At 67.1% G+C, this 23,726-nt stretch carries 5 protein-coding genes; 4 read left to right on the plus strand and 1 reads right to left on the minus strand.

All coding sequences use genetic code 11. The features are described 5' to 3' along the window. The first annotated feature begins 170 nt into the window (after positions 1-170). The 3 genes from ACI7M0_RS08435 (at position 171) to ACI7M0_RS08445 (ending at position 3,828) form a co-directional block, all read left to right on the plus strand. Positions 171-854: a response regulator transcription factor gene (locus ACI7M0_RS08435; RefSeq protein WP_004576176.1), complete on the plus strand. Its 684-nt coding sequence runs from the start codon at positions 171-173 to the stop codon at positions 852-854. Further along, positions 851-2,173, plus strand: a complete 1,323-nt coding sequence (locus tag ACI7M0_RS08440; protein ID WP_014590245.1) for an ATP-binding protein — start codon at positions 851-853, stop codon at positions 2,171-2,173. The genes ACI7M0_RS08435 and ACI7M0_RS08440 overlap by 4 nt, the downstream gene beginning before the upstream one ends. 263 nt (positions 2,174-2,436) lie before the next feature. Then, complete coding sequence (locus ACI7M0_RS08445) at positions 2,437-3,828, plus strand: aspartate aminotransferase family protein (protein ID WP_129933897.1); 1,392 nt, start codon at positions 2,437-2,439, stop codon at positions 3,826-3,828. Between the two features lie 42 nt (positions 3,829-3,870). Here ACI7M0_RS08445 and ACI7M0_RS08450 read toward each other — a convergent pair whose 3' ends face one another. Beyond that, positions 3,871-4,839 (minus strand): siderophore-interacting protein, encoded by a 969-nt coding sequence (locus ACI7M0_RS08450; RefSeq protein WP_129933896.1) that lies wholly within the window; start codon positions 4,837-4,839, stop codon positions 3,871-3,873. A gap of 271 nt (positions 4,840-5,110) precedes the next feature. On the opposite strand from ACI7M0_RS08450, the gene ACI7M0_RS08455 reads away from it, so the two are divergent. Further along, entirely contained in the window at positions 5,111-23,722 is an 18,612-nt protein-coding gene (locus ACI7M0_RS08455; protein ID WP_405314572.1) for a non-ribosomal peptide synthase/polyketide synthase, read from the plus strand. Positions 23,723-23,726: the final 4 nt, after the last annotated feature.

Genomic DNA, 23,726 nt, shown 5'->3' on the forward strand with positions numbered 1-23,726 from the left:
TGTTCGCCATAGCGTCCGCGGCGCCTGTGGCAGGTGTTCGCAGATGTCACGACGAACAACCCGGCCCCTCACCACACCCAAGCCGAACCCCCACCCCCCACAAAAGGTCCATAATCCCCCTTAATCCGCCCAAGGTGCAATAACAGCCACACCACTCCGGGAGCCCCACCATGCACGTTCTGCTCTGCGAGGACGACGACCTGATCGCCGCCGGCATCTGCGCCGGCCTCACCGCCCAGGGCCTGACTGTGGACCGGGTGGGTAACGCCGCTGCTGCGCGGGCGATGCTGCAGGCCGCGCAGTTTGACGTGATGATTCTCGACCTCGGCCTGCCCGACGAAGACGGCCTCAAGCTGCTGCGCCGCCTGCGCGAAAAAGGCGAGACCCTGCCGGTACTGGTGCTCACCGCCCGCGATGCCGTCACCGATCGTGTCGATGGCCTGCAGGCCGGTGCCGACGATTACCTGCTCAAGCCCTTCGATCTGCGCGAGCTGGCCGCACGCCTGCATACCTTGCTGCGGCGGGTGGCCGGGCGGGCGGTGAACGTGATCGAGCACGGCCCGCTGCGCTATGACCCGAGTAGCTGCGAGGCGACCTTGGCCGGCCAGCATGTCGACCTGTCCCGCCGTGAGCAGGCCCTGCTCCAGGCGCTGCTGCAGAACCCCGGGCGCGTGCTGTCCAGCGAGCAACTGAAAGACTGCGTGTATGGTTTCAGCGACGAAGTCGAGAGCAACGCCCTGAACGTGCACATCCACCACCTGCGGCGCAAGCTGGGTAACGGCATTGTCGAGACCGTGCGTGGCCTGGGCTACCGGCTGGGCCCGGCGCAGGCACCGCAAGAGGCCGCATCATGAGCCTTCGGGTACGCCTGAGCCTAATCCTCGGCAGCGCCTTCGTGATCATCTGGGCGCTGGCCGCGGCGTGGATGCTGCGTGACCTGCGCCAGCAGATGATGTTTTCCCTCGACCAGCGGCTGGTGGCGTCGGCGCGTATGGTCGCCGGGCTGATCGACCAACTGCCGCAGCCGCTGACCGCCAAGGGCGGGGAGGCGCATTTTTCCGCCGACCAGTTCAGCGTACCGGATGGCATGGCCTGCCAGGTCAGCTCGCTGCGTGGCGAGATCCTCGCCAGCAACCACAAGCACGATGGCGCCATGGACGACGAGCGCAGCGGGTTTCGTGACCAGACCATCGACGATGCGCTTTGGCGCACCTTTACCTACAACCACGGCGATGTGCGCATCACCACGGCCGACCGGCACATGGAGCGCGAGGCGCTGAACCAGTCGATTCTGCTGGCGGCATCGGCGCCGGTACTGATGGCCCTGCTCGGCAGCCTGGGGCTGTTGTGGATCGGCCTTGGCAAGGGCCTGGAGCCGCTCAACCGCATGCGTGATGCGTTGCGCCGCAGGCGTGCGGACAGTGTCGAGCCGCTGCAGGTGGCGGGCATGCCCAGCGAGTTGCAGCCGTTGCTGGAGACCCAGAACCAGCTGTTCCTGCGCATTGCCCAGACCCTCGAGCGTGAGCGGCGCCTGACCGACGATGCCGCGCATGAACTGCGCAGCCCGCTGACCGCGATCAAGACCCACCTGCAGGTGGCGCGCATGACCGACGGTGCAGTGCGCGAGCAGGCGCTGGAGCATGCCGAGCAGGGCACCGACCGCATGCACCGCACGCTTGAGCAGTTGCTGATGCTGGCGCGGGTGGAAGGCAGCCTGTCGTTCGAGGATGGCGTGCAGTGCAGCGCCGAGCAGGTGGCCCGTCAGGCGGTGCAGGATGCCGGCGGCGGCGACAACCGGCGTATCGTGTTGCGTTTGCCAGAGGAGGCGACGCAAATCTACCTGGGGATGCCGGCACCGTTGGCGGTGGCAGCGCTGCGCAACCTGCTGGACAACGCCTTGCGTCATGGCGGCGATGAAGCCGTGGAGTTGGAGGTGCAAATGGCGGACGGCCAGGTGGGCTTCATGGTGCGTGACCATGGGCCAGGCATTGCTGAAGCGGACCTGGAGCACCTGACCGAGCGCTTCTGGCGCAATGGGCAGAGTGGTGGTTGCGGTTTGGGGCTGGCGATTGTGCAGGCGATCGTGCAGCGGTGTGCCGGTAGCCTGCGCTTTGACAGCCGTAGTGACGGCTTGCGGGTCTTGTTGCAGGTACCGGCGCGTCCTGGGCATTGATGTTTATCGCCTGTGCTGGCCTCTTCGCGGGTGAACCCGCTCCTACGGGCGGTGCGGTCTGTGGGGGCGGGTTTGCCTGTGCTGGCCTCTTCGCGGGTGAACCCGCTCCTACGCGGGCGGTGTGGTTGTTGTAGGAGCGGGTTTACCCGCGAAAGGGCCGGCACAGACAAAGATAAAATCGCGTAACAACCGCTAAATCCTCCCCCCACTCAAGCGTTTCCAAAGCGATAACCGCCCATCCGCTTGCTCGCGAGGATTTACCCATGTCCACCGCTTCCAGCCTTGCCCGGGTTGTACCGGCCAGCGTGCCGCAACCCTTGTACGAATTCACCGATTCGCCTTTGCTGCAACGCCAGCAACAGCAGGAATCCAACGCCCGCAGCTACCCGCGGCGCATCCCGCTGGCGCTCAGGCGTGCCCGTGGCATCCACGTCGAAGACGTCGAAGGCCGCCAGTTCATCGACTGCCTGGCCGGTGCCGGCACCCTGGCCCTGGGCCACAACCACCCGGTGGTGGTCGAGGCGATCCAGCGGGTGCTGGCTGACGAGTTGCCGCTGCACACCTTGGACCTGACCACCCCGGTCAAGGACCGCTTCGTCCAGGACCTGTTCGGCATCCTGCCCGAGGCGCTGCGCCGCGAGGCCAAGGTGCAGTTCTGTGGCCCGACCGGCACTGATGCAGTCGAGGCTGCGCTCAAGCTGGTGCGCACCGCCACCGGCCGCAGCACCGTGCTGGCCTTCCAGGGCGCCTACCATGGCATGAGCCAAGGCGCGCTGAGCCTGATGGGCAGCCATGGGCCGAAACAGCCACTGGGGGCCTTGCTCGGCAACGGCGTGCAGTTCATGCCTTACCCGTACGACTACCGCTGCCCGTTCGGCTTGGGCGGCGAAGCCGGGGTGAAGACCAACCTGCATTACCTGGAAAACCTGCTGCTCGACCCGGAAAGCGGCGTGCCGCTGCCGGCGGCGGTGATCCTTGAGGTGGTGCAGGGCGAGGGTGGTGTGATCCCGGCCGATATCGAATGGCTCAGGGGTGTGCGCCGTATCACCGAGCAGGCCGGTGTGGCGCTGATCCTCGACGAGATCCAGAGCGGCTTTGCCCGCACCGGGCGCATGTTCGCCTTCGAACATGCCGGCATCGTCCCGGACGTGGTCACGCTGTCCAAGGCCATTGGCGGCAGCCTGCCGTTGGCGGTGGTGGTGTACCGCGACTGGCTGGATACCTGGAAGCCGGGCGCACATGCTGGCACTTTCCGTGGCAACCAGATGGCCATGGCCGCGGGTTCGGCGGTGATCAATTACTTGGTCGAGCATCGCCTGGCCGAACATGCCGAGGCTATGGGGCTGCGCTTGCGCAAGCACCTGCTGCAGTTGCAGCAGGACTATCCGCAGTTGGGTGACATTCGCGGGCGTGGGCTGATGCTCGGGGTGGAACTGGTCGACCCACAAGGCCAGCCTGATGCGCTGGGCCACCCGCCGGCTAACCGCGACCTGGCGCCTAAGGTGCAGCGCGAGTGCCTCAAGCGCGGCCTGATCCTGGAGTTGGGTGGGCGACATGGGGCGGTGGTGCGTTTCCTGCCCCCGTTGATTATCAGTGGCGAGCAGATCGACGAGGTGGCGCAGCGGTTTGCCGAGGCGTTGATCGCGGCAGTCTGAACCATTGCCTGGGGGCGCAAAGCGCCCCCAGGCTATCTCAAGTCAATCAAAGGTCCGCCCGGCCCGCCAATAACCCATCAGGGTCAGGCACTCTCGTTGCAGCCCGCGCTCCTTGATCAGATACCGGCGAATATCCATTACCGTCGCCGATTCCCCCGCGACCCAGGCATGGAACGCACTGCTGGTGCTACTGGCCTGTTCCCACAAGATCCGTGTGTCGATGTCCACTTCTTCCAGCTTCGCCCGTGGTGCGGCAGGCTCCTGTGGCAGGCTGGCCAGTTCGCGCACGGCATGCTGCATGGCCTGGCCATGCGCGCAGCCCAGCAGCTCGCGCGGCAGCCAATGCAGTTCGGTGGCATCGCCATGGCGCAGATCCAGGCAATCAGCTTCCAACGGCACCTCGATGAACGCCTGCACCGCAAGCTCGGGCTGGGTCTCTGCCAGTTGCTCAAGGATGCCGGCAATCGCCGGAAGTGCCGTTTCGTCACCCACCAGCAGTACGTTGCGCACCCCCTGGGGTGGCTTCCATTCATAACCGCCGGGGTCGCCGGCATAGGCCAGGTTGGGCGCGACCATCTGCAGGCGGTCACCCACCTGGGCATGGCTGGCCCAAGCCGAAGCAGGGCCGTTGACGCCATGCAGCACGAAATCTACATCGACTTCCAGTGCTTCCCGACGCAGCGCGCGGATGGTGTAGGTACGCATGGGTGGGCGTTGTGCTGGCGGCAAGGCGCTGTGCGCAGTTTTCCAGTGGGCATCGGCGGGAAGTACAGGCAGCGAACCATCTGGGGCGGGAAAGAACAGCTTGACCCGTTGGTCGGGGGCCAGGGTGGCCATCTGGGCCACATCCGGGCCGGTGAACACCAGGCGTGCAAGTGATGGGGAAAGGGTGATGCGTTGCTTGAGCTGTAGGTCGAACAGGCGGTAGGCGCTGGCAGCCGGGCTGTGGCTGCCGACCAGGCGGCGCAGGCCTTGCTGGAGTGCCTGGGTGATGCGGGCGGGGCTGGACATGCGAAGGTCCTCTTGCAGGGCGGCTTTCTCGGTAAACGAGCCGCCGCGACGGCAAATTAACGCCTCGCTGTTGGCTTGTCAGCCACGCCCGAGATTGACCCAGAAATTCACCGACAACGATGAGTGAGATAAATCGAATGGCTGGCCGTGGAATGTGGTGTGTCTGCAACTGCCGTCAGGGGCGCGGAGGCATTAATTTTTTTCAGGTTGTATCCGTTTCGTAGGGATAGCCGGGCCCCGCCCGATACCTCACTCGTACGGAAGCAATCTGATGAATGCCGAAAAGTCCCTGCTACTGGCCCGCCGTTTCATTGAACTGCCGCAGGAGAAACGCGGCGTGTTCCTCGAGACCCTGGCCAGGGAGGGCATCGACTTTTCCCAGTTCCCCATTCCGGCCGGGGTCCAGGCGCCGGACCGCCAAGGGTTATCCTATGCCCAGCAGCGCATGTGGGTACTTTGGCAGATGGACCCCCAGGGCGGCGCCTACAACCTGCCAGGCGCGGTGCGTCTGACCGGGCAACTGGACGAGTCCGCGCTGGAGCAGGCGTTCGCCAGCCTGCTGGCGCGTCACCAGAGCCTGACCACAGTATTCGAGGTCCAGCCTGACGACAGTCTGCTCCAGGTCCATCGCCCGGTCGGCGAGGCCTTGATCGAGCGTGTCGACCTGCGTCAGTGGGATGAGGCCGAGTGCGAAGCGAAGGTGCGTGCAGAAGCCGAGGCCGAGTCATTGCGTCCATTCGACCTGGCGCAAGGGCCGCTGCTGCGCGTGCGTCTGCTGCGCCTGGCCGAGCAGGAACATGTGCTGCTGTTGACCCTGCATCACATTGTTTCCGACGGTTGGTCGATGAACGTGCTGATCGACGAGTTCAGCCGCTGCTACGACGCCTTCGCCGTTGGCCATGCGCCGCAACTGCCGGACCTGCCGATCCAGTACGTCGACTATGCCCTGTGGCAGCGCCGCTGGCTGGAAGCCGGCGAACTGGCACGGCAGCTGGCGTACTGGCAGGCGCAGTTGGGCGATGAGCAGCCCGTGCTCGAGCTGCCCTTGGATAATGCCCGTCCGGCGACCCCGAGCTTCAGCGGCGAGCGCCGCTCGTTCGCGGTCGATGCGGCCTTGGCCGAGCGGCTGCGCGGCTTCGCCCGCCAGCATAACCTCACGCCGTTCATGGTCATGCTTGGCGCGTTCGGCTTGCTCCTGCAACGCTATACCGGCCAGCCCGACCTGCGTATCGGCAGCCCGGTGGCCAACCGCAACCGCGCCGAAGTCGAAGGGCTGATCGGTTTGTTCGTCAACACCCAGGTGTTGCGTGTGCGGCCGGACGCGCACCTCGATGTGCTGGCCTACCTGCAAGGCATCAAGCAGGTCGTACTCGGTGCCCAGGCGCACCAGGACCTGCCGTTCGAACGCCTGGTCGAGGCGCTCAAGGTCGAGCGCAGCCTGAGCCATGCGCCGCTGTTCCAGGTGATGTACAACCACCAGCCACAAGTCGCCGACCTGGCCACCGTGACCCTGGCCTCGGGGCTGCAACTGTCGCCCCTGGCATGGCGCAGCCGCACCACCCAGTTCGACCTGAGTCTGGACACCTACGAGCAGGGTGGCACCCTGCACGCCGCCTTCACCTACGCCAGCGACCTGTTCCAGGCCGCCACCATCGAACGCATGGCGACACACTGGCAGGCCCTGCTGCAGGCCCTGGTCAGCCAGCCGCACAGCGCGCTGTGGCAGCTGCCGATGCTCGATGACGCCAGCCGTCGCACAGTGCTGGAGGATTGGAACGCCACCGCCCGCGATTATCCGCTCGGGCGCGGCGTGCACCAGCTGTTCGAGGATCAGGTGCGCCACGCGCCAGACGCCCCGGCGCTGATGTTCGGTGATACCGCGCTCAGCTATGCGCAGCTCGATGCCCGCGCCAACCGCCTGGCTCACTTCCTGCGTGTGCAAGGCGCCGGAGCCGACAGCCTGGTGGGTATCAGCGTGCTGCGCAGCGTAGAAATGGTCGTCGGGCTGATGGCGATCCTCAAGGCCGGTGCGGCTTACGTGCCGCTGGATCCGGAATACCCCGAGGAGCGCCTGGCCTACATGATCGAGGACAGCGGCATTCGCCTGCTGCTGACCCAGCAGGCGCTGCAGGGCAGCCTGCCGGTGCCCGGTGACGTGCAGTGCATCGCCCTGGACCAACTGACGCTGGACGACCAGCCAGACAGCCCGCCCCAGGTGGCGAACGACCCACGGCAGCTGGCCTATGTCATCTATACCTCCGGCTCCACCGGCCGGCCGAAAGGCGCCGGCAACAGCCATGAAGCCCTGGCCAACCGCCTGCACTGGATGCAGGAAGCCTATGGCCTGGGCGCCGGTGACACGGTGCTGCAGAAGACCCCGTTCAGCTTCGACGTCTCGGTCTGGGAGTTCTTCTGGCCGCTGATGACCGGTGCTCGGCTGGCCGTGGCCGCACCCGGTGACCACCGGGATCCGACGCGCCTGATCGAGACCATTCGTCGCCATCAGGTCAGCACCCTGCATTTCGTGCCCTCGATGCTCCAGGCCTTCATCCACGAGCCCGGTGTCGAGACCTGCGACAGCCTGCGCCGCATCGTCTGCAGCGGCGAGGCATTGCCGGTGGACGCGCAGCTGCAGGTGTTCGGCAAGCTGCCGGCGGCGGCGCTGTACAACCTCTACGGCCCCACCGAGGCGGCTATCGACGTCACGCACTGGACCTGCATCGACGAAGGCCGCGACAGCGTGCCCATCGGCCAGCCCATCGCCAACATCCGCACCTATGTGCTCGATGCTGGCCTCGAGCCGGTGGCGCCGGGCGTTGCCGGCGAACTCTATCTGGGTGGCATTGGCCTGGCCCGTGGTTACCACCGGCGTCCGGGGTTGACCGCCGAGCGCTTCGTTGCCGACCCCTTCGTAGCCGGACAGCGTCTGTACCGTACCGGCGACCGGGTTCGCCAGCGTGTGGATGGCGTGATCGAGTACTTGGGGCGTTTCGATCATCAAGTGAAAATCCGTGGCCTGCGCATCGAACTGGGCGAGATCGAGGCGTGCCTGGCCCAGCATGCCTGGGTGCGCGAGGCCGTGGTGTTGGCGCTGGACGGCAAGCAACTGGTGGCCTACCTGGTGCTCGACGAAACGCCAGACGGCTGGCAGCAAGGGCTTAAGGACTGGCTGCTGCAGGCACTACCGGAATTCATGGTGCCCAGCCACCTGATGCCGCTGGAGCACTTCCCGCTGACCCCCAACGGCAAGCTTGACCGCAAGGCCCTGCCGCAACCGGATGCCGCTCCGCGCGGCGCCTACGTGGCGCCGCAAACCGATGTGCAGCATATCCTGGCGCAGGTCTGGAGCGAGGTGCTGGGCGTGGCCGAGGTCGGTCTGGACGACAACTTCTTCGAGCTGGGCGGCGATTCGATCATCGCCATCCAGGTGGTTGGCCGCGCTCGACGCCAGGGCCTGCAGTTCAGCCCGCGCGACCTGTTCCAGTTCCAGACCGTGCGCGGCCTGGCCGGCGCGGTCGGACGCCAGCCATCGTTGACGGTTGAGCAGGCGCCGGCCACCGGCGAGGTGGCGCTTAGCCCTGTGCAGCGACATTTCTTCGAACAGGCCATTGCGGTCCGCCAGCACTGGAATCAATCATTGCTGCTCGGAGCCCGGCAACCGTTGCAGGCCCAGGCGCTGGTCGATGCCTTGGGCGATGTGGTCAACCACCATGACGCCCTGCGGCTGCGCTTCGAGCCCGCCGCCGAAGGCTGGCGGCAGCACTATGGCGCGCCGGTCGCGCAGGTCGAGCTGTGGCAGCGCCAGGCTGCGGATGCCCAGGCGCTGACGACGCTCTGCGACGATGCCCAGCGCAGCCTCGACCTGGGCAGTGGACCGCTGTTGCGCGCCATGCTGGTCGACTTGCCGCAAGGCGAGCAGCGCCTGTTGCTGGTCATCCACCACCTGGTGGTCGACGGCGTGTCCTGGCGTATTCTCCTGGAGGACCTGGAGCAGGCTTATGCCCAGCGCCTGGCCGGGCAGCCGCTGTCGCTGGCGCCGCGCACCAGCAGCTACCAGGCCTGGTCTGCGCAACTGCACGAGCAGGTGCCGGCGTTCCTCGGACAATTGCCCTACTGGCAAGCGCAGCGCGGCGATGGCGCACTGCCGTGCGACAGGCCGGACGCGCCGGTGAGCAACCGCCATGGGGCCAAACTGGCGTCGCGTCTGTCCCGCGAGCGCACCCGTCAGTTGCTGCAGGTCGCGCCCGCAGCCTATCGCACCCAGGTCAACGACCTGCTGCTGACCGCCCTGGCACGTGTCATCTGCCAATGGAGCGGCAGCCAGGCGGCGCTGGTGCAGCTGGAGGGGCATGGCCGCGAAGAGCTGTTCGACGGCATCGACCTGACCCGCAGCGTCGGCTGGTTCACCAGCCTCTATCCACTGCGCCTGGCCCCACGCGCCGATCATGGTGACTCGATCAAGGCCATCAAGGAACAGCTGCGCGCGGTGCCGGACAAAGGCATGGGCTACGGCGTACTGCGTTACCTGGGTGACGCCTCGGTGCGCGAGGCCCTGGCGACGCTCGACGCGCCGCGCATCACCTTCAACTATCTGGGCCAGTTCGACAGCCAGTTCGATGCCCAGGCCTTGCTGGCGCCGGCCACCGAGCGCGGTGGTGACGGCCAGGACCCGGACGCGCCGCTGGCCAACTGGCTGACCCTGGAAGGACAGGTCTACAACGGCGAGCTGTCGCTGCAATGGGGCTTCAGCCTGGCGATGTTTGACACCGACACGATCCAGGCGCTGGCCACGGCCTATGAACAGGAGCTGGAGGCGCTCATCGAGCACTGCCTGGGCGTGCCTGCCGGGCAACCGTCGCCGTCGGACTTCCCGTTGGCGCGCATTACTCAGGCGCAACTGGATGCATTGCCGGTGCCCGGCCACGAGATCGAAGACCTCTACCCGTTGTCGCCCATGCAGCAGGGCATGTTCTTCCACTCGCTGTATGAAACCCAGGGCGGCGCCTACATCAACCAGTTGCGCCTGGATATCGGCGGCCTGGACCTGGAACGCTTCGGCGAGGCCTGGCAGGCGGCCCTGGCACGTCACGAGATCCTGCGCAGCAGCATTCACTGGCAGGGCCTGGACAGTGCCCACCAGATCGTCCAGCGTCAGTTGCCACTGCCGCTGCGCATCGTCGACGAACCTGCGGCAGACCTCGATGCACTGGCTCGGGCCGAGCACGAAGCGGGTTTCGACCTGTCCCGCGCACCCTTGTTCAGGCTGCTGCTGGTGCGTACCGGGGCCGACGACTGGCACCTGGTCTACACCTGCCATCACATCCTCCTGGATGGCTGGAGCAATGCCCAGCTACTGGCCCAGGTGATCCAGCACTACGTCGGTGAGCGCACGTCAGCGCCGGCCGGCCGTTTCCATGATTACCTGGCGTGGCTGCAACGCCAGGACGCCAGTGCCGGCGAGCGTTTCTGGAAAGCCCGTCTCGGCGCCTTGCAGGCGCCGACGCTGCTCGCCCAGGCCCTGCGTCGCCCCGCCGACGCGCAAGGCGAGGGTGAGTACCTCGCCCGCCTCGACGCCGCGCAGACCGCCGAACTGGAGCGTTTTGCCCGTCAGCACAAGGTGACCTTGAACACGCTGTTCCAGGCGGCCTGGGGCCTGTTGCTACAGCGCCTGACCGGGCAAGCCTGCGTGGCCTTCGGCGCCACGGTGTCCGGACGCTCGGCGCCATTGCCGGGCATCGACGACCAGCTCGGGTTGTTCATCAATACCTTGCCGGTGCTGATCGATGCCGCGCCTGATCGCCAGGTGGCCGGTTACCTGGCCGACGTGCAGGACTTCAACCTGGGCCTGCGTGAATTCGAGCATGTGCCGCTGTATGCCATCCAGGGGTGGGCTGGCCAGCAGGGCGCGGCGCTGTTCGACAGCCTGCTGGTGTTCGAGAACTTCCCGGTGGCCGAGGCGCTGCGCCAGGGCGCGCCTGCCGGCCTGCGTTTCGGCGCGGTGAGCAATCACGAGCGCACCCACTACCCGCTGACCATCGGCATCGAGCTCGGTGATGGGGTTAGCCTGGCGTTCGGCTACGACCCTGCGCTGTTCGCGGCAGAGCAGGTGGGTCAGCTGTGCGCCGGGCTACGCCAGGTGCTGGCGCAGATGGTCGCCACGCCGGCGGCGCCGGTAGGCGCGCTGGGCCTGCTCGACGATCAGGGGCAGGCCGAGGTGCTTGGCTTCAGCCAAGGCCGCGCACTGGCGTTGCCGAGCCAGGAACTGGTTCACCAGCGTATCGCGGCACAGGCCGCGCGCCAGCCACAGGCCTTGGCCTTGCAATGTGGCGAGCTGCGCCTGAGCTATGGCCAGCTCGATGGCCAGGCCAATCGCCTGGCGCATGCACTGATCGCTGAGGGTGTACGCCCTGGCCAGCGTGTCGGCCTGGCCCTGCGCCGTGGCCCGCAGCTGATCGTCAGCCTGCTTGCCGTGCTCAAGAGCGGCGCGACCTATGTGCCGCTGGATCCGCAGTATCCGCATGAGCGGCTGGCCTACATGATCGAGGACAGCCGTCTGGACCTGTTGTTGTGCGACGACGGCCTGCTGGTCGAGTTGGCGCTGCCGGCGGGGCTGCGCCGCCTGGAGCTGGGGATGTTGGGCGAGCAGGTCGCGCAGTGTGGCGACCACGACCCGGATGTGCAGGTCGCCGCCGAGCAGCTCGCCTATGTCATCTACACCTCCGGTTCCACCGGGCGCCCGAAGGGGGTGGCGATCAGTCATGCGGCACTGCGCGAGTTCAGCTACAGCGCCACCGGCTACTCCCGCCTTGAGCGCGACGACCGGGTGCTGCAGTTCGCCACTTTCAGTTTCGACGGCTTCGTCGAGCAGTGCTATCCGCCACTGTGCGTCGGCGCCGCGCTGATCATGCGTGGCGAGGAACTGTGGGACGCCGATCAGCTGGCGCGGTTGATTGTCGAGCAGGGCGTGACCCTGGCCGACCTGCCGGCCGCCTACTGGCACATGCTGGCCAAGACTTGCGCGGCGCGGCCAGGCCACGGCCTGGGCAAGCTGCGTCAGGTGCACGTGGGCGGCGAGGCCATGTCGGTGGAAGGGTTGCGCCTGTGGCATGCGGCGGGGCTGGGCGGGATCAGCCTGGTCAACACCTATGGCCCGACCGAGGCGACGGTGGTCTCCAGCGTGCATGACTGCCGCCTCGAAGATGCGCAGGACGCGTATGGCGTGCCGATCGGCCAAGCCATCGCCGGCCGCTCGCTGTATGTGCTGGACAGTGCCGGCCAACTGTTGCCCAGCGATGGCGTCGGCGAGCTGTGCATCGGTGCGCCGAACTGCCTGGCGCAGCAATACTTCGACCGCCCGGGGTTGACCGCCGAGCGTTTCCTGCCGGATCCCTTCGCCGAACAGCGTGGCGCACGCCTGTACCGTAGCGGCGACCTGGCGCGTTATACCCAGGCCGGGGTACTGGAGTACGTAGGGCGTATCGATCATCAGGTGAAGATTCGCGGCATGCGTATCGAGATGGGCGAGATCGAGGCCTGCCTGCAAGGGCTGGCGTCGGTGCGCGAGGCGGCGGTGCTGGCCCTCGCCGGGCCGACCGGGCCCCAACTGGTGGCCTACCTGGTCGCAGCTCAGGCCACGCCGTCCGTTGACTGGCTACAGGGCGTACGGGCTGCCTTGGGCCAGGCGCTGCCTGACTACATGATCCCCGCCCACCTGCTGGTGCTGGAACGGCTGCCGTTGAACAACAACGGCAAGCTCGACCGCGCGGCCTTGCCGGCGCCGGACTTCAGTGCCGCCCAGCAGGTCTACGAAGCGCCGCGCACACCGTTGCAAGCACAACTGGCGACGATCTGGGCGCAGGCCTTGCAGGTCGAGCGCGTCGGCCTTGCCGACAGTTTCTTCAGCCTTGGTGGCCACTCGTTGCTGGCGACCGAGGTCATCGCGCGCATTCGCCAAGGGCTCGGGCTCGAAGTGCCCCTGCGGCAGTTGTTCGAGCAGCCGACCCTGGGGGCCTTCGCCGACCGTTGCGCCGAGCTGGGCCAGGGGGCGGCAGCGGCGATTGCGGTATTGCCGCGCACGCCTGCGATGGCCGTGTCCTATGCCCAGGAGCGCCAGTGGTTCCTCTGGCGGCTGGACCCACAGAGCGCCGCCTACAACGTTCCGGCGGCGTTGCGTGTGCGGGGGCCGCTCGAGTTGTCGGCGTTGCAGTCGGCATTCGACCGGGTCATCGCCCGTCACGAGCCATTGCGCACCACCTTCGATGACACCACGGGGATGCTGCGACAGCATATTCATCCGCACCTGGCGCTGCCAATCGTGATCGAGCACCCAGGCGAGCTGGACGATGCGGCGCTGGCGGCTTGGGTCGATGCCCAGGTGCGGGCGCCATTCGACCTGGTGCGAGGGCCGTTGCTGCGGGTCAAGTTGCTGGCCATGGGCGAGCAGGATCATGTGCTGGTTATCGTCCAGCATCATATCGTTTCCGACGGCGCCTCCCTGGAGGTGTTGGTCGAAGAGCTGCTGCAGGGCTACCACGGCGAACACAGTGCGCCGTTGCCTGTGCAGTACGCCGACTACGCGGCCTGGCAGCGCCAGTGGTTAGACGGTGGCGAGCGTGCGCGCCAGCTCGATTACTGGATGGCGCAGCTGGGCGGTGAGCAGGTCGTGCTCGAGCTGCCGTTCGACCGGCCACGCCCGGCTCAACGGCGCCTGCGTGGTGCCCGCCTGGACTTCCCGCTCGAGGCTGAACTGAGCCATGGCCTGCAACAGCTGGCCAAGACTCAGGATGTTTCCTTGTTCATGTTGTTGCTGGCAGCGTTCCAGGCCTTGCTGCACCGCTACAGCGGCCAGGCCGACATCCGCGTCGGCGTACCGGTGGCCAACCGCACTCGGGCTGAAACCGAGCGGCTGATCGGTTTCTTCGTCAATACCCAGGTGATGCGTGCCCAGGTCGATGGCGGGCAGGGCTTTGACGTCCTGTTGCGCCAGACCCGGCAGGCGGCGCTGCAGGCCCAGGCCCACCAGGACCTGCCGTTCGAGCAACTGGTCGAGGCCCTGGCACCGGAACGCAATCTTAGCCACAGCCCCGTGTTCCAGGTGTTGTTCAACCACCAGTACGCTGCGCGCGCCGAGCGGAACTGGGGTGACCTGCGTGTCGAGCCGCTGCATTGGGACAGTGCCACGGCGCAGTTCGACCTGGTGCTGGATACCAGCGAGACCGCGCAGGGGCTGATGGTTTCCCTGGCGTACGACACCGACCTGTTCGAGCGCTCGACCATCGAGCGGCTGTCGACCCACTTCATCAATCTGTTGCAAGGCATCGTCGAGCAACCGCAACAACCGGTGGCCGAACTGCCATTGCTGGCGGCCGCCGAGCGCGAGCGCACCCTGGTCACGTGGAACGCCACCGCTGAAAACTACCCGCTGGAGCAGAGCATCCAGCAACTGATCGAGGCCCAGGTGCAGCGCACCCCGGATGCCCCGGCGCTGGCCTTCGGCGAGACGCGCCTGAGCTACGCCCAGCTCAACGCCCGCGCCAATCGCCTGGCCCATCGCCTGATCGCCCTGGGTGTCGGCGCGGATGTGCTGGTGGGCATCGCGGTGGAGCGTTCGGTGGAGATGGTGGTCGGTTTGCTGGCCATCCTCAAGGCCGGTGGTGCCTACGTGCCGCTGGACCCGGAATACCCCGAAGAGCGCCTGCGCTACATGATCGAGGACAGCGGCGTGCAACTGCTGCTGACCCAGAGCCACCTGCAACTGCCGCTGGCCGAAGGCGTGCAGACCCTGGCGCTGGACCTGGAACCGGGCGCCGATGACGCGCGCAACCCGAACGTGGCGGTGGCCCCTGAAAACCTGGCCTATGTGATCTACACCTCCGGCTCCACAGGCCGGCCAAAAGGCGCGGGCAACCGCCATTCGGCCCTGGTCAACCGACTGTGCTGGATGCAGCAGGCCTATCGACTGGATGCCCGCGACAGCGTGTTGCAGAAAACGCCGTTCAGCTTCGACGTGTCGGTGTGGGAGTTCTTCTGGCCCTTGATGACCGGTGCGCGACTGGTGGTTGCCGCGCCGGGTGATCATCGCGACCCGGCCCGTCTGGTCGAGCTGATCACCGGCGAAAACATCACCACGCTGCACTTCGTACCGTCGATGCTCCAGGCGTTCCTGCAAGACAGCGGCGTGCCGCGCTGCACCAGCCTTGCGCGCATCGTCTGCAGTGGCGAAGCGCTGCCGGCCGATGCCCAGCAGCAGGTGTTCGCCAAGCTGCCGAAGGCCGGCCTGTACAACCTGTACGGCCCGACCGAGGCGGCCATCGACGTGACCCACTGGACCTGCCGCGAGGAAGGGCGCGACAGCGTGCCGATCGGCGAGCCGATTGCCAACCTGGCCTGCTACATCCTCGACGCCGAGCTGCAACCGGTGCCGGTGGGCGTGCTGGGCGAGCTGTACCTGGCCGGCGCAGGCCTGGCGCGCGGCTACCACCGCCGCCCGGGGCTGACCGCCGAGCGTTTCGCCGTGAGCCCATACGGCAATGGCGAGCGCATCTACCGCACCGGCGACCTGGCGCGCTACCGCGCGGATGGGGTGATCGAGTACGCCGGGCGTATCGACCACCAGGTCAAGCTACGTGGCCTGCGCATCGAACTGGGTGAGATCGAGGCGCGCCTGCTGGAGCACGACCTGGTGCGTGAAGCCGTGGTGACGGTGCCGGACGGCAAGCAGCTGGTCGGTTATGTGGTGCTGACCGGCGAAACCGCCGATTGGCAGGCGCAACTGGCCGAGCACCTACGCCGTGGCCTGCCGGACTACATGGTGCCGAACCAGTGGCTGGCACTGGACAGCCTGCCGCTGTCGCCCAATGGCAAGCTCGACCGCAAGGCCTTGCCTGCCGTGGATGCCGCGCAATCGCAGCGTGCCTATGTGGCGCCGCAGAGTGAACTGGAACAACAGGTCGCGGCGATCTGGGCGCAGGTGCTGCACTTGGAGCAGGTTGGTCTGGGCGACAACTTCTTCGAACTGGGAGGGCATTCGCTGTTGGCTACCCAGGTGTTCTCGCGTCTGCGCGAGCTAGGCATCGACGCACCGCTCAAGACGCTGTTCGAGCAGGCCAGCCTGCAGGGCTTCGTCGCCAGCCTGCCAGCACCGTCGTTGGCGGCGCGGGCTCCGGCCATCCGGCCGACGCCGCGCGATGCGGCGCTGCCGGTGTCCTATGCCCAGCAACGCCAGTGGTTCCTCTGGCAGCTGGAGCCACACAGCAGCGCCTACCACATCCCCATGGTCCTGCGCCTGAAAGGCAGCCTCGATCGTGCGGCGCTGCAACACAGCTTCAATGCGCTGGTCGAGCGTCATGAGGCCCTGCGTACTCGCTTCGTCGAAAGCGACGAGGGCATCGTCCAGGTGATCGAGCGCTCGGCTGCGCTGGTCATCGCCCATGAACGACTGGCGGACGAGGCGACCCTTCAGGCGCGTGTCGCTGAGGAGATCCGCCAGCCGTTCGACCTAGCCCGCGGCCCGCTGCTGCGGGTCCGCCTGCTGGAGCTGGCGGCCGACGACCAGGTGCTGGTGCTGACTCAGCACCATATCGTCTCGGATGCGGCGTCCATGCAGCTGATGGTCGGCGAACTGATCGATGGCTATGCCCGCCACCGCGAGGGCGATGCCGCCCCACTGCCTGCCCTGGCGCTGCAATATGCCGACTACGCCCGTTGGCAGCGTGAATGGATGGAGGCTGGCGAGCGTGAGCGGCAACTGGCCTACTGGGTCGGGCAACTGGGCAGCGAGCAGGATGTGCTGGCCTTGCCGCTGGACCGCCCGCGTCCTGCCGAGCAGAGCTATCGCGGCGCCCAGCTCGACCTGGCCGTGCCGTCGGCGTTGAAGGACGGCCTCGAGGCGTTGGCCCGCCGCCAGGGCGCGACCCTGTTCATGGTGCTGCTGGCGTCGTTCCAGGCCTTGCTGCATCGCTACAGTGGCCAGCGCGACATCCGCGTCGGCGTGCCGGTGGCCAACCGCAACCGGGTCGAGACCGAAGGGCTGATCGGCTTCTTCGTCAACACCCAGGTACTGCGTGCCGATATCGATCCACGCCAGCCGTTCGGCGTGCTGCTGCAACAGGTGCGTCAGGCTGCGCTGGGCGCCCAGGCGCACCAGGACCTGCCGTTCGAGCAACTGGTGGATGCGCTGGCGCCGACCCGCAGCCTCAGCCACAGCCCGTTGTTCCAGGTGATGTTCAACCACCAGGCCGCCGCGCTCGCGCCGGTACGCGCCGTGCCAGGCTTGGCGGTCCAGGCCATGGCCTGGGACAACGACACCACGCAGTTCGACCTGAGCCTGGACACCTGCGAGACCGATGAAGGGCTGAGCGCTTCGCTGATCTACGCCACTGACCTGTTCGACCAGGCCACCATCGTGCGCCTGGGTGAGCATTGGCTGAACCTGCTGCAAGGCATCGTCGAGCAACCGCAACAACCGGTGGCCGAACTGCCATTGCTGGCGGCCGCCGAGCGCGAGCGCACCCTGGTCACGTGGAACGCCACCGCTGAACATTACCCGCTGGAGCAGAGCATCCAGCAACTGATCGAGGCCCAGGTGCAGCGCACCCCGGATGCCCCGGCGCTGGCCTTCGGCGAGACGCGCCTGAGCTACGCCCAGCTCAACGCCCGCGCCAATCGCCTGGCCCATCGCCTGATCGCCCTGGGTGTCGGCGCGGATGTGCTGGTGGGCATCGCGGTGGAGCGTTCGGTGGAGATGGTGGTCGGTTTGCTGGCCATCCTCAAGGCCGGTGGTGCCTACGTGCCGCTGGACCCGGAATACCCCGAAGAGCGCCTGCGCTACATGATCGAGGACAGCGGCGTGCAACTGCTGCTGACCCAGAGCCACCTGCAACTGCCGCTGGCCGAAGGCGTGCAGACCCTGGCGCTGGACCTGGAACCGGGCGCCGATGACGCGCGCAACCCGAACGTGGCGGTGGCCCCTGAAAACCTGGCCTATGTGATCTACACCTCCGGCTCCACAGGCCGGCCAAAAGGCGCGGGCAACCGCCATTCGGCCCTGGTCAACCGACTGTGCTGGATGCAGCAGGCCTATCGACTGGATGCCCGCGACAGCGTGTTGCAGAAAACGCCGTTCAGCTTCGACGTGTCGGTGTGGGAGTTCTTCTGGCCCTTGATGACCGGTGCGCGACTGGTGGTTGCCGCGCCGGGTGATCATCGCGACCCGGCCCGTCTGGTCGAGCTGATCACCGGCGAAAACATCACCACGCTGCACTTCGTACCGTCGATGCTCCAGGCGTTCCTGCAAGACAGCGGCGTGCCGCGCTGCACCAGCCTTGCGCGCATCGTCTGCAGTGGCGAAGCGCTGCCGGCCGATGCCCAGCAGCAGGTGTTCGCCAAGCTGCCGAAGGCCGGCCTGTACAACCTGTACGGCCCGACCGAGGCGGCCATCGACGTGACCCACTGGACCTGCCGCGAGGAAGGGCGCGACAGCGTGCCGATCGGCGAGCCGATTGCCAACCTGGCCTGCTACATCCTCGACGCCGAGCTGCAACCGGTGCCGGTGGGCGTGCTGGGCGAGCTGTACCTGGCCGGCGCAGGCCTGGCGCGCGGCTACCACCGCCGCCCGGGGCTGACCGCCGAGCGTTTCGCCGTGAGCCCATACGGCAATGGCGAGCGCATCTACCGCACCGGCGACCTGGCGCGCTACCGCGCGGATGGGGTGATCGAGTACGCCGGGCGTATCGACCACCAGGTCAAGCTACGTGGCCTGCGCATCGAACTGGGTGAGATCGAGGCGCGCCTGCTGGAGCACGACCTGGTGCGTGAAGCCGTGGTGACGGTGCCGGACGGCAAGCAGCTGGTCGGTTATGTGGTGCTGACCGGCGAGGCCGCCGATTGGCAGGCACAACTGGCCGAGCATCTGCGCCGTGGCCTGCCGGACTACATGGTGCCGAACCAGTGGCTGGCACTGGACAGCCTGCCGCTGTCGCCCAATGGCAAGCTCGACCGCAAGGCCTTGCCTGCCGTGGATGCTGCCCTTGTGCAAAAGGTCTATGAGGCACCGGCCAATGCGCGGGAGCACCGTCTGGCCGCAGTCTGGGCCGATGTGTTGCGCCTTGAGCGGGTTGGGGTGAACGACAACTTCTTCGAGCTTGGGGGCGATTCCATCGTCTCGATTCAGGTCGTCGGACGTGCGCGCCAGCAGGGCCTGCACTTCACGCCCAAGGAGCTGTTCCAGCACCAGACCGTGCGCGGCCTGGCAGCGGTGCTGCGCGAAGGCGAGGGAGCGGTGAAGGCCGAGCAAGGTCCGCTGCTCGGGGGCATGCCATTGCTGCCGTTCCAGCAGTGGTTCTTCGACCAGCGCATGAGCGAGCCGCAGCACTGGAACCAGTCGCTGTTGCTGCGCGGCACCGAAACGGTGGATGCCAGCGCATTGGAGCAGGCGCTGCTGGCACTGTACGCCCAGCACGACGCCCTGCGCCTGCGCTTTGCCGACGGCAGCGCCGAACACGGTCCGCTGCAACCGGCCCAGCCGTTGCTATGGCGTGCCGCGCTGCGCAGCGCCGAGGAAATCGAGGCGACCTGCGAAGAGGCCCAGCGTAGCCTGGACCTGGCCCAGGGCCCGCTGCTGCGTGCGGTGCTGATCGACCTGGCCGACGGTGGCCAGCGCCTGCTGCTGGTGATCCACCACCTGGTGGTCGATGGCGTGTCCTGGCGCGTGCTGCTGGAAGACCTGCACGATGCCTACCGCCAGGCCCTGGCGGGCAGCACGCCGAAACTGCCGGCCAAGACCAGCGCCTTCAAGACCTGGGGCGAACGCCTGCAGCAGCATGCCGCAAGCCTGGACAGCGAGCTGGCCTACTGGCAAGGGCAACTGGCCGGTGCGCCGCTGGACCTGCCCGAGGCCGAGCTGGGCGCCAGCCTGCAGAACCGTCACCGCCAGAGCGTGCAGGCACACCTGGATGCCGAGCTGACCCGACGCTTGCTGCAACAGGCCCCGGCGGCCTACCGCACCCAGGTCAACGACCTGCTGCTGACCGCCTTGGCCCGGGTGGTGTGCCGCTGGAGCGGCGCCGATTCGGCGCTGGTGGAGCTGGAAGGCCATGGCCGCGAAGACCTGTTCGACGACATCGACCTGAGCCGTACGGTGGGCTGGTTCACCAGCGCCTACCCGGTGCGCCTGACCCCGGCCGCCGAGCTGGGCGCCTCGATCAAGCAGGTCAAGGAACAGCTGCGCGGCGTGCCGCACAAGGGCATCGGTTTCGGCGCTTTGCGCTACCTGGGCGACGAGGCTGCGCGCGCGAGCCTGGCCGGGCTGCCGGTGCCGCGCATCACCTTCAACTACCTGGGCCAGCTGGATGGCCAGTTCGATGAGCGGGCGCTGTTCGTGCCCGCTGCCGAAAGCGCAGGTGAGGAGCAGAGCCCGCTGGCGCCGCTGGGCAACTGGCTGGTGCTCAATGGTCAGGTGTATGGCGGCGAGCTGAGCCTGGCGTTCAGCTTCAGCGGGCAGATGTTCGCCCGCGCGACCATCGAGCGGCTGGCGCGGGCCTACGAGGCGGAGCTGGCGGCGCTGGTCGAGCACTGCCAGGCGCCGCAAGGGCTGACGCCGTCGGACTTCCCGCTGGCGGGCCTGAGCCAGGCGCAACTCGACGCACTGCCGGTGGCGGTGGCCGAGGTCGAAGACATCTACCCACTGTCGCCGATGCAGCAGGGCATGCTGTTCCATTCCACGTTCGGCGAGAGCGACGGCGACTACATCAACCAGATGCAGGTCGAGGTCGCAGGTCTGGATGTGGCACGCTTCGAGGCGGCTTGGAACGCTGTGCTCCAGGCCCATGACAGTCTGCGTTGTGCCTTCGTCTGGTCCGCCGACCAGGCCCAACCGGTGCAGGTAGTGCTGCGCGAGGCCCGTGTGCCGTTCAGCGAGCTGGACTGGCGCGGTCGTGATGACCTTGCGCTGGCGCTCCCGACACTGGCCGCCGAAGAACGTGGGCGCGGCTTCGATGTGCTGCAGGCGCCATTGCTGCGCCTGGTGCTGGTACGCCTGGAAGATGACCGCCATGCACTGATCTACACCAGCCATCACATCCTCATGGACGGCTGGAGCAATGCGCAACTGCTGGGTGAAGTGCTGCAACGCTACTGTGGCGAGCGGCCCACGCAGGCGGCGGGCCGCTTCGGCGACTACATTGGCTGGCTGCAGCGTCAGGACCGAGCGCAGAGCGAAGCTTTCTGGCGCGAGCAACTGGCCGCACTGGAAGAGCCCACTCGCCTGGCCAGCACCTGTCAACATGTCGGTGTCGATGGCTACGACGAGCACAGCCTGTCGATCGATGCGCAGACCACCGCGCGCCTGGGCCGCTTCGCCCGTGAGCGCAAGGTCACCGTCAACACCTTGGTGCAGGGTGCCTGGGCCTTGTTGCTGCAGCGTCGTGTCGGCCAGGACTGCGTGTCGTTCGGCGCCACCGTGGCCGGGCGACCGGCCGAGCTGGCCGGTATCGAGCAGCAGATCGGCCTGTTCATCAACACCTTGCCGGTGATCGTGCCGTGCACCGCCGGGCAGGCGCTTGGCGACTGGCTGGACGATCTGCAGGCGCTCAACCTGCGCATCCGCGAACAGGAGCACACGCCACTGTTCGACATTCAACGCTGGGCCGGGCAGGGCGGTGACGCGCTGTTCGACAGTCTGCTGGTGTTCGAAAACTACCCGGTGGCCGAGGCCCTGGAGCGTGGTTCGCCCTCGGGGCTGCACTTTGGCCCGGTGCGCACACAGGAGCAGAGCAACTATCCGCTGACCCTGGCGGTCGGCCTGGAGGACAGCCTGTCACTGCGCTGCAGCTATGACCGGCAGGCGTTCAGCGCGGCGATCATCGAGCAGATCGGCCAGCAACTGCGTCACTTGCTGCTGCAGATGCTCGAACAGGGCGCTGAGGCGCCTGTCGAGACCTTGCAATTGCTCGATGATGAGCAACGCCAGGCTGCGGTACAGGCCTGGAATACCGCCCCGGCCACGTTCGCGCCGAGCCAGCCGCTGCATCGCCTGATCGAAGCCCAGGCGGCCCGCGCGCCGCAGGCGCCGGCGCTGGTCTGTGAAGGCGAACAGTTGAGCTACGCCGAGCTGAACCGCCGGGCCAACCGGATCGCCCACGCGCTGATCGCCCGAGGCGTCGGCCCGGACGTGCTGGTGGGCCTGGCCGCGCCGCGTTCGCTGGAGATGGTGGTCGGCCTGCTGGCCATCCTCAAGGCCGGTGGTGCCTACGTGCCGCTGGACCCGGCCTATCCGCTGGATCGCCTGCACTACATGATCGAGGACAGCGGCCTGCAGTTGCTGCTCGGCCAGGGCGACCTCGGGCTGAGCCTGGCGGCGAACGTGCAGGTGCTGGACCTGGCCGCCGACTATGCCGACTACGCTGACTTCGCCGAGGTCAACCCGAACGTTGCGGTGGACCTGGATAACCTGGCCTATGTCATCTACACCTCCGGCTCCACCGGCAAGCCGAAGGGCACCTTGCTGCCGCACCGCAACGTGCTGCGCCTGTTCGAGGCCACGGACGGCTGGTTCGGCTTCGGCCCGCAGGACTGCTGGACGCTGTTCCACTCCTATGCCTTCGACTTCTCGGTATGGGAGCTGTTCGGCGCCTTGCTGCATGGTGGCCGCCTGGTGATCGTGCCGCAGGATGTCAGCCGTTCGCCGGAGGCCTTCTACCAACTGCTGTGCGAGCAGCGGGTGACCGTGCTCAACCAGACGCCGTCGGCGTTCCGCCAGCTGATGCAGGTGGCCTGCGCTGAAGGCCAGCGCAGCGACCAGCAGCTGCGCTACGTGGTGTTCGGCGGCGAGGCGCTGGAGGTCGGCAGCCTGCGTCCGTGGTTCGAGCGCTTCGGCGATCGTGCCCCGCAACTGGTCAACATGTACGGCATCACCGAAACCACGGTGCACGTGACCTACCGTCCATTGTCGCTGGCTGACCTGGCGCAGAGCGCGTCGAGCCCGATTGGTGTGCCGATCCCGGACCAGAGCCTGTACGTGCTCGACAGCGACCTCAACCCGGTGGCCGCCGGCTGTGTCGGCGAGCTGTACGTCGGTCGCCAGGGCCTGGCCCGTGGCTACCTCAAGCGCGCCGACCTCAGCGCCACGCGCTTCATTCCCGACCCGTTCGGCGAGAGCGGGGCACGGCTGTACCGCAGCGGCGACCTGGCACGCTGGCGCGCCGATGGGGTGATCGAGTACGTCGGGCGGATGGACCATCAGGTGAAGATCCGTGGCTTCCGCATCGAGCTGGGCGAGATCCAGGCGCGGCTGCAGGCGCTGCCCCAGGTGCGCGAGGCCGTGGTGCTGGCCCAGGAGGGGGCGAGTGGCACCCAACTGGTCGGTTACCTGGTGGCCGGGCAAGCGGTGGCGGATCAGGCGCTCTGGCGTGAGGCGGTCAAGGCCGCACTGCGCGAAGACCTGCCGGAGTACATGGTGCCGGCGCACCTGCTGCTGCTCGAGCGCATGCCGCTGACCGCCAACGGCAAGCTCGACCGCCGTGCCTTGCCGGCGGCGGATGCCAGCCTGCTGCAACAGGCTTATGTGGCGCCAGTCACTGAACTGGAACAGCAGGTGGCAGGCATCTGGGCTCAGGTGCTGGAGCTGGAGCAAGTAGGCTTGAGCGACAACTTCTTCGAGCTTGGCGGCCATTCGTTGCTGGCCACCCAGGTAGTGCTGCGCCTGCGCGAAGCGCTGGGCCATGAAGTGCCGGTCAAGACGCTGTTCCTGGCCCGCGACCTGGCGGACTTCTGCGAGGCCTTGCAGGCCCTGCAGCCCGCGCTCGATCCACTGCACGATGTTTTGGCTAAATCCTTGGAGGACCTCAATCGTCTAACTGCCGATGATCTTGAAAAACTGATTTCCTAGTGAG

The organism is Pseudomonas sp. 10(2024), assembly GCF_045164175.1.
Taxonomy (GTDB): domain Bacteria; phylum Pseudomonadota; class Gammaproteobacteria; order Pseudomonadales; family Pseudomonadaceae; genus Aquipseudomonas; species Aquipseudomonas alloputida.